This window comes from Sinorhizobium sp. GQ132 (assembly GCF_059758575.1).
Map to the genome: position 1 here is coordinate 1 of NZ_JCAXDX010000053.1, position 608 is coordinate 608.

Annotated in this window: 1 protein-coding gene; it reads right to left on the bottom strand. The window is 58.4% G+C overall.

Features of this window, described 5'->3' with window-relative positions:
• Positions 1-608: IS30 family transposase (locus AC6CIG_RS29675; RefSeq protein ID WP_498324383.1), on the bottom strand; the 608-nt coding region annotated here is incomplete at both ends.

Here is a 608-nt window from a genome sequence, read left to right on the forward strand (position 1 = left end):
GGTCGTGAATGCCGGCTGTGGTTCTTGATCATGACGGTGTAGCGGCTCTTGCGTTCAACCAAGGACGTGACGTTGGCGTTGCCCAAGTCACGCTGGAAGATCAACAAGTCGCCTTCCCAGTGACCGAACTGCGAACGATTACCAATGAAATCAGGACGTTGCGATATCCTGCAGGCAGCAGGAAAAGTGCCGTCGCGGGGTTTCCTCGAGCCGCGGGGGCGGCGTTTGCGGCGGCCTTCCGCCAGATGCTGATGGAGTTCCAGCGCCTGATCTTCCTTGCCATAGATGAAGCGATAGATCGTCTCGGTGCAGACCCGCACGGCGCTCACGCCATCGGCGAGCAGACGACCGGCAATCTGTTCCGGTGACCAAAGTGCCTTCAGCTGCTCGATCACCAGTTCGCGCAATTGCGGGTGCCGCACAAGCTTCCTCAAACGCTGCCGCCGCTCTTTGCGGATATCGTCAGCAACGGTCGGGAAGTAACCGCTATAGTCGGGCAGCTCGCGATCGTGGAAGGTGTTGCGCCTGATCTCACGGTAAATCGTCGATCGATGACGACCAAGTTCGCGCGCCATTTCTTTGATCGGCACTTTGCGTTCGACAAAGTG